General features: G+C 74.2%; 5 protein-coding genes. All 5 read right to left on the bottom strand.

Annotated elements, in window-relative coordinates; genetic code table 11:
- Positions 1 to 84: 84 nt before the first annotated feature.
- Positions 85 to 1,572 carry an FG-GAP-like repeat-containing protein gene (locus tag KOV94_RS20875; RefSeq protein WP_308160694.1) on the bottom strand — a complete coding sequence of 496 codons (1,488 nt, stop codon included), beginning with the start codon at positions 1,570 to 1,572 and terminating at the stop codon, positions 85 to 87.
- On the bottom strand, positions 1,569 to 3,092 hold the full coding sequence (locus KOV94_RS20355) for a trypsin-like serine protease (protein WP_218053037.1): 1,524 nt from the start codon (positions 3,090 to 3,092) through the stop codon (positions 1,569 to 1,571). Before KOV94_RS20355 ends, KOV94_RS20875 begins: the two co-directional genes overlap by 4 nt.
- Positions 3,089 to 3,604 carry a hypothetical protein gene (locus KOV94_RS20350; RefSeq protein WP_124342826.1) on the bottom strand — a complete coding sequence of 172 codons (516 nt, stop codon included), beginning with the start codon at positions 3,602 to 3,604 and terminating at the stop codon, positions 3,089 to 3,091. Before KOV94_RS20350 ends, KOV94_RS20355 begins: the two co-directional genes overlap by 4 nt.
- A 78-nt stretch (positions 3,605 to 3,682) precedes the next feature.
- Positions 3,683 to 4,087 (bottom strand): hypothetical protein, encoded by a 405-nt coding sequence (locus KOV94_RS20345; protein ID WP_218053036.1) that lies wholly within the window; start codon positions 4,085 to 4,087, stop codon positions 3,683 to 3,685.
- Positions 4,088 to 4,090: 3 nt separating this feature from the next.
- On the bottom strand, positions 4,091 to 6,782 hold a 2,692-nt coding region (locus KOV94_RS20340; RefSeq protein WP_218053035.1), incomplete at its 5' end, for an ALF repeat-containing protein.

Here is a 6,782-nt window from a genome sequence, read left to right as displayed (position 1 = left end):
CGCAGCGGGTCAGTACACCTAGAGCGCGCCGAGGCCGCGCTGCCGGGACGTCCTGTGAGAGGTCCCGGCAGTGCGGCCGTCGGGTCAGCGCATCTGCGGCGCGCCGGGGATCGCGACGCGACCCGGCAGCGAGAGGCCCTTGTTCTCGTAGACCCACGTGCTGCCGGCGGAGTCGACGCCGATGATGTCGGCGCGTCCGTCGCCGCTCCAGTCGGCGGCCATGACCTCCTTGAAGGTGCCCCAGCCGACGCCGATCTGCACGGGAGCGGACAGGCCGGGACCGTTGTGCGGGTAGTACCAGAGCCTCCCCGAGGAGTCGACGCCGACGACGTCGGCGTGCCCGTCACCGCTGTAGTCGGCAGCGAGGACGTACGTGAAGGAGCCCCAGCCGCTGCCGATCTGGACACGCGAGGGCAGCGCCAGCCCGACGTTCGTGTACACCCACAGCAGCCCGTCGGCGTCCACGCCGAGGATGTCGGCGCGGCCGTCCCTGTTCCAGTCGCCGGCGGTGACGTGCTTGAACGTCGCCCAGCCGGACCCGATCTGCACCGGGGCCGACAGGCTGTTGCCGTTGTGCGGGTAGTACCAGAGCCTTCCGGCGCTGTCGACGCCCACGACGTCGGCCTTGCCGTCGCCGCTGTAGTCAGCCGCCATCACGTGCGTGAAGGTCGCGAGGCCGCTGCCGATCTTGGCGCGCGCGGTCAGCCCGTTGCCGTTGTGCGGGTAGTACCAGACGTCGCCGCGGACGTCGACGCCGAGCACGTCGGCGTGCGCGTCGCCGCTCCAGTCGGCGGCCGCGAGGGTCGTCAGCAGCGGCGGGATCTGCTGGTCGATCCAGGCGCCGAGGTTGTCGAGCCGCGTCTCCGTGGCGTCCTGTCGCGTGGTGGTCGCCCCGAGGCACCCGCCCTGGTAGGCGGTGCTGTGGATCGCGACGAGCTCGATGCCGCTGGTCGTGGTCCGCAGCGCGGGTCCACCGGCGTCGCCCTTGCAGATCGTCGCTCCGGCCCCCTGCGCCTGGATGGCGAAGGTCGCCGTCCCCACCGCGCCGACGGTGTAGGTCGCGGCGTGCGCGGTGTCGGGGACGAGCTGCGTCGTCGTGCGCCCGTACCCCGTGACGGTGAGCGACTCCCCGGCGACCGGTGCCGCCGTGGCGACGTTCACCGGTGCCACGTCGTTCACGGCGGACGCGAGCCGCACCAGCACCGCGTCCCGCTCGGCGTGCGGGACCAGCAGGTCGGCGTTGACGATCCGCCCGGCGGTCCCGGTGAGGTCGACCCGACCGACCGTGACCTTCGTCGCCGCCTTCGGGGCACCCTGGGCCACGGCACCCGTCGCGTCGGCGAAGCACGACTTCGCGGTCACGACCCAGGTCGGGGCGATCAGGGCTCCCGAGCACGCCCGCTCGGCGCCGATCTCGAGCCGGACCGTGGCCGCGGCCGTCGTCCCGGTGGGCGTCGCACCCTGCACGGCGAACGCCGCGGGCACGCCGACGCACGCGAGCGCGAGCGTCGCCACGAGGGTGCGGACGGCACCGCGACGCACGCGGCGGTCGAGCAGACCCACGCCGCTCACCGGGTCACCGTCTCGAGGTCGAGCACCGCGAGCGGCCCGGACGTCGACACCCCGGAGCTCAGGTTCTTCCAGCCGTTGTTCGACGCGGCCTCCCACACCTGACCACCGTTCACGGTGTAGACGTACTTGACGCCGTCGAACGCCATCGCCGCGACCGGGCCGGACGTCGTGACGGTCGAGTTCTGGACCTTCCACCCGTTGTTCGACGCGGCCTCGTGCACCTGGCCGCCGATGACGGTGTAGACGTACTTGACGCCGTCCATCGCGGTGACGGCGAGGGCGCCGGAGGTCGGGATGCCCGAGCTCGCGCTACGCCAGCCGTTGTTCGACGCGGCCTCCCAGACCTGTCCGCCGTTGACGGTGTAGACGTACTTCACGCCGCCGGTCGCCATGACCGCGAGCGGACCGGACGTGGAGATCCCGGAGTTCAGGTTGCGCCACCCGTTGTTGGACGCCGCCTCCCAGACCTGTCCGCCGTTGACCGTGTAGACGTACTTGACGCCGTTCATCGCGGTGACGGCGAGGGCGCCCGACGTGGTGATGCCGGTGTCGAGGTTCTTCCAGCCGTTGTTCGACGCGGCCTCGTACACGCGGCCGCCGTTGACGGTGTACACGTACTTCACGCCCCCGACGGCGAGGACCGCGACAGGCCCGGACGTGGTGATCGCCGAGTTCAGGCTGCGCCACCCGTTGTCGGACGCCGCCTCCCACACCTGTCCGCCGTTGACGGTGTAGACGTGCTTGACGTGCGTGACGACCGGCGCCGGGTCCGTGATGCCGGTGATCCAGGTGCGCAGGACGTCCAGACGGGTGTCGGTCGCGTCCTGCCGGGTCGTGGTCGCCCCGAGGCAGCCGCCCTGGTAGGCGGTGTGGTGGATGGCGACGAGCTCGACACCGCCGGTGGTGGCGCGCAGCGTCGGACCGCCGGCGTCGCCCTTGCAGATCGTCGCACCGGCGCCCTGCGCCCGGAGGTCGACGGTGCCGGTGGCGACGGCGGCGACGGTGTACGTCGCGGCGTGCGCGGTGTCCGGCACCAGCTGCGTCGCGGTCCGGCCGTAGCCGGTCACGGTCAGCTCCTGGCCCACGACCGGTGCCGCGGACGCGATCTTCACGGGTGTGACGTCGGTGACCGGTGTCGACAGCCGTGCGAGCACGACGTCACGGTCCGCGTGCGGCACGAGGAGGTCGACGGTGACGACGCGTCCGGCCGTGCCGGTCAGGTCGACCCGCCCGACCGTGGCCTTGGTGCTGACCTTCGGGGCGCCCTGCACGACGGCGACGCCGCCCGTCGTGAAGCAGGACTTCGCCGTCACGACCCACGCGGGCGCGACGAGCGCTCCGGAGCAGGAGCGGTCGGTGCCGACGTCGACCTTGACGGTCGCCTGCGCGACGGAGCCCGTGGGCGTGCTGCCCTGGACGGCGACCGCGGCGGGCACGCCCACGCCGACGAGCACCGCGGCGACGACACCCGTCCGGAGCGCTCGCGTGCGCAGTCGGCGGGGACGGTCGGGCGCGCTCACCAGCTACCGAACCGGAGCTCGACGAGGATCGCCTGCGGCATCTCGGCACCCTCGCCCGGGTCCACCGCGACCGACGTGTTGGGCGCCACGGCGTACGTCTCCTCGGTGCCGCTCGCGAGCTCGGCCGTCGCCTCGACGGGCTTGTCCCCGCCGCGCAGGAGGAACGTGTGCGGCACCTCCAGGGTCAGGAAGCCGCGCGTCCCCGACGTGCGGAAGCAGTAGTACGCGCCGTACGGCTCCTCCTCGACCATCGTCTCGACCTGGATCAGGCCCGGCGCGCACGAACCCGACCCGAACTCCCCTGACGACACCGGCTCGACGTGCCCGTCACCGGTGAACACCTTGAGCCCGTGCTCCGCCAGGATCGCGTCCGCCCCCGGGTAGGCGTAGTCCTCCACCAACGAGGACTGCACCTCCACGGGCGAGTCCGCAGCACCGGCGCTGCTCGCCCACGCGACCGCCACTCCCGCCACGACGACGGGCGCGACCACCCACCCCACGACCTTCTTCACGTCACTCGTTCCTCTCGCCTGCAGTTCTCGACCTGGACGCCCCGACGGTGCGACCACGGCGGGCGCACGTCGGCGCCCTCATCCCCACATCTCCTTCGAGCGTCGGACCTTGAGCTTCTTCAGCTCGTCCCTCGTCGCCGGCCACCGCTCCGCGCCGAAGCGCGCCTCGACCTCCGTGAGGTGCTCGCCGAGGAACGCGGCGTAGGACTCGTCCAGGACCGCGGACGGCTCGGGCCGTCCGAGGAGCAGGCGACGGACGAGGTCCACGGACCACCACTCGTCCCGGTGCTCCGCCGCGGGCTGGAAGTCCAGCAGCAGCTGCCCGCGGTCCCGCACGAAGCGGAGGCGCAGGGTCGGCGACTCGACGACGAGCAGGGCGTCGCCGCCGTTGCTGCTGCGCGACTGCGAGCCGACGACCGAGTAGCGGTCGCCCTCCCACAGGTAGTCCATGTGCGCGTCGATGAACGCGAGGATCAGGTTCACGGCTCATCCCCTCGGCACGAGCGACCACTGGTTGACCCACACGTACCCGTGGTCGAGGAGGTACTGGATCTCCTTGCTCAGGTAGGTGCCAGGCAGGACGTCCTGCTTCGGCACCGAGAGCAGCATCCGGTCGCCCGCGGCGATCCGGTCGTCGAGGAACGCGACGTTGAGGCTCCAGGGGTCGTCGCCACGCGCGATGACGTCGTCCCACGCGCCGCCGATGTCGAAGTAGCTCGCGCCGCGCGCCTGCGCCTTGTCGATGTACTGCGGGAACCGCCCCAGCACGGTGTCGCCGCTGTCGGTCACGTGCTTCAGCGCGAGGTCGAGGTACTCGTCCGACAGGTGCGTACCGGCGTTCGCGGCCCGTCGAGCGGCGAGGACGTCCTCGACCTTGTCCAGCGCGCGCACGAGCTGCGTCGCGTCGGCGCCGATGCGGGCGCCGCCGGGCAGCCATCCGAAGACGGGGATCATCGCGGCGATCGACAGGCCGGCTCCCAGCCAGTCGCCGCGGAAGCCGGAGATGATCGCGTCGACCCCGTCGCACGCCTCCCCGAAGCCCGGGGCGAGTCCGCAGAGGCCGAGCAGCAGCTGGAAGGCGTCGAGCCCCATCGAGGCGAGGAGCTCGGGGTCCTCCTCGGCGAGCTCGGTGAGGTCCTTCCAGAACGCGGACGCCATCTGGCAGCCCAGGGCGTCACGGCTGAGCGGCCGGCTGCACTTCTCCGGGTCGGTGATCAGCCCGACGATCTCGCGGTAGGCCTCCTGGCACTCCGGTCGCTGCGCGGGCTTGTCGAGCGGGTTCAGGCAGTTCTCGTACCGGTGCGCCCAGTCGGCGCTCGTCGTGCCGTCGGGCCCGCTGCCCGGCGTGGCGTTCCGGTCGGCGACCTCCTGCTGCTTCAGCCGGACGCTGTACGTCGTCGCGGCCTCGAGGGCGGCCTGGTTGGCGGCCACCGCGTCGCGGCCCGCCGCGACCGCCGATGCCCGTGCGGAGCTCCTCGCCGCCTGCGCGGCCGCTGCGCTGGCCTCGGCCCGTTCGCTCGCGGCGCTCGCGGTCAGGGCGGAGCGTGCGGCGTTGTTCGCGCTGACCTGCGCCTTGGCGGCGGCGTCCTTCGCCGTCTGCGCCGACTGCGCGGCCTGGTCGGCCGACGCCTTCGCCGCAGCCGCCGACTGGGTCGCCTGGGCCGCGTAGGTCGCGGCCTGGTTCGCGGCGGCCGCGGCCTGGTTCGCGGCGGCGGCCGCCTCCGCGGCCGCCCCCTTGGCGACGGCGGCGACGCGCCTGGCCTCGGCCGCGTCCGCGAGCGCCTTCTGGGCGTACTCCTGCGCCTGCTGCACGAGCGCCCGGACCGCCTGGACGTGGGCGGCCTGCTCCTTGTCCCGCTGCGCGGCCTGGAACTGGCCGACCGCGAGGAAGTCGGTGCCGTACGACGGCGGGCCCGCGAGCGCGACCTGCGCTGCGGCCTTGACCTCGGCGCCCCCGGCGTCCATGACCCGCGTGATCTCGACCCGCTGGTCGGCGGCCCGTGCGACGTGCTGGCCGTCCCGCAGGAACTCGTGCGCCTGCTGCGCCGTCCCGGCGAGCGCCTTCTGCGTCGCGGCGTACAACGCCGGCCCCGGGTTCGAGTTGAGGATCCGTGACAGCGCCAGACGGTCGTCGACGATCTTGCGCGGGTAGGCGCGCGTCTTGAGGAACGTCGCCACCGCGGCGTCGTCGCCGTCGAGCGACGCACGCGCGGCCGTCCGCTCCTGCCCGTCGGGCAGGGTGTCGACGAGGTGCCACACCCGGGCCCGGTCGTCCTGACCGGCCGCCTGGGTGCGCCCCACGGTGAGCCAGGACCGGAGCGCGACCTCGTCGCCCGCCAGCGCCTCCGCCGCGGCCGCCTTCGTCCACTCCCCGCCGGTCGTCGCGAGCGCCAGCGCGGCCTGCCGGCCCTTGGCGAGCACGACCTGCGTCGACGCGCCCGGGGCGGTCGCCTCCTGGAGGAGCGTGCGGGTCGCGGCGGGGACGCGCGCGTCCTCGGCGGTGTCCCACCGCACGGTGCGGTCCCACCCGGGGGTCTCACCACCCGCCGCCCGCGCCGCCGCGTCCGCGGCGACCGCCTCCTGCGCGTCGGCCACGCCCTGCTCGGTCGCCTCCGCGAGACGGGCCGCGTCGGCGTCGCGGGCCAGCTTCTCGACCTCGACGGCCTGCGTCGCGGCGGACACCGCGAGCTGCGACGCCGCCGTGGCCTCCGCGGCGTGCGCGGCCGACTGCGTGGCTGCCTGCGCTGCCTCGCCGGCGTGCGCCGCTGCCTCGTCGGCCGCGGCGGCGGCCCGCGTCGCGTGCTCCCCGGCCTGCCGGGCGAACTCGAACGCCTGGTCCGACGCCGCCGCAGCGGCCTCGGCGAGGGCCAGGCTGCGTCGGGCGGCCGACGCGGCGCGCGCCGCCTGCGCCTTGGCCGCCGCGGCCGCCTGCTGGGTGCGCTGCGCCTGCGACGACGACACGCCCGCCTGCCGCGACGCCTCGTCGGCCGCGCTCGCCGCGAGGTCGGCGTTCTTGCTCGCGCTCGCGGCGGCGGACGCCGCGGCGCGTGCCTGGGCGAGCGCCGCGTCCCGCTGCGCCTTGACCTGGTTCAGCGCGGCCGCCTGGGCGGCCGCGTCGCGGGCGGCCTGCGCCGCCGTGCGTGCGGCGGCGGCCTTGCCCGCGTCGGTGCGGGCCGCT

It is taken from the genome of Cellulomonas algicola (assembly GCF_019024305.1).
GTDB lineage: Bacteria > Actinomycetota > Actinomycetes > Actinomycetales > Cellulomonadaceae > Cellulomonas > Cellulomonas algicola.
The sequence above is the reverse complement of the archived record's forward strand: the minus strand, read 5'-3'. Positions and strand labels throughout refer to the sequence as shown.